The organism is Clostridium bowmanii (assembly GCF_018861315.1).
Lineage (GTDB): Bacteria > Bacillota > Clostridia > Clostridiales > Clostridiaceae > Clostridium_AD > Clostridium_AD bowmanii.
Genome location: NZ_JAHLDL010000109.1, coordinates 1 through 777, shown reverse-complemented (window position 1 = coordinate 777; position 777 = coordinate 1). Strand labels below are relative to the sequence as shown.

At 51.0% G+C, this 777-nt stretch carries 1 protein-coding gene; it reads left to right on the top strand.

Annotated features, from left to right (window positions below; genetic code table 11):
- Positions 1-777, top strand: a 777-nt coding sequence (locus tag KPL51_RS23090; protein ID WP_216166784.1) for a hypothetical protein, incomplete at both ends; no start/stop codon positions are given.

The window sequence follows — 777 nt, the reverse complement described above, 5'->3', positions numbered from 1 at the left end:
CTGTAGCCCCTGGTCTAATTGGTGAATCTGGTGTTACTGGTGTAAATGGTGTAACAGGTGCTACTGGAGCAACTGGTGTAACAGGTGATACTGGAGCAACTGGAGCAACGGGTGAAACTGGAGTAACTGGAGCAACGGGTTTAACTGGTGCTACAGGAGTAACGGGTGAAACTGGTGCTACTGGGGTAACTGGTGTAACAGGTGATACTGGAGCAACTGGTGTAACAGGTGATACTGGAGCAACTGGTGCAACAGGATCAACTGGAGTTACAGGAATAACAGGAGTTACGGGAGCCACTGGCGTAACTGGAGTTACTGGAGTAACAGGTGCAACTGGAGCAACAGGAGCAACAGGAGCAACGGGTGAAACTGGAGTAACTGGAGCAACGGGTTTAACTGGAGCTACTGGTGCAACAGGATCAACTGGAGTTACAGGAATAACAGGAGTTACGGGAGCCACTGGCGTAACTGGAGTTACTGGAGCAACTGGAGCAACAGGAGCAACAGGAGTAACGGGTGAAACTGGAGTAACTGGAGCAACTGGGGTAACTGGTGCAACCGGAGCTATTGGAGTAACAGGTGACACTGGAGCAACTGGCTCAACAGGAGTTACTGGAGCAACGGGAGTAACGGGTGAAACTGGAGTAACTGGTGCTACTGGGGTAACTGGTGTAACAGGTGAAACTGGAGCAACTGGTGTAACAGGTGATACTGGAGCAACTGGAGCAACGGGGGAAACTGGAGTAACTGGAGCAACGGGTTTAACTGGTGCTACAG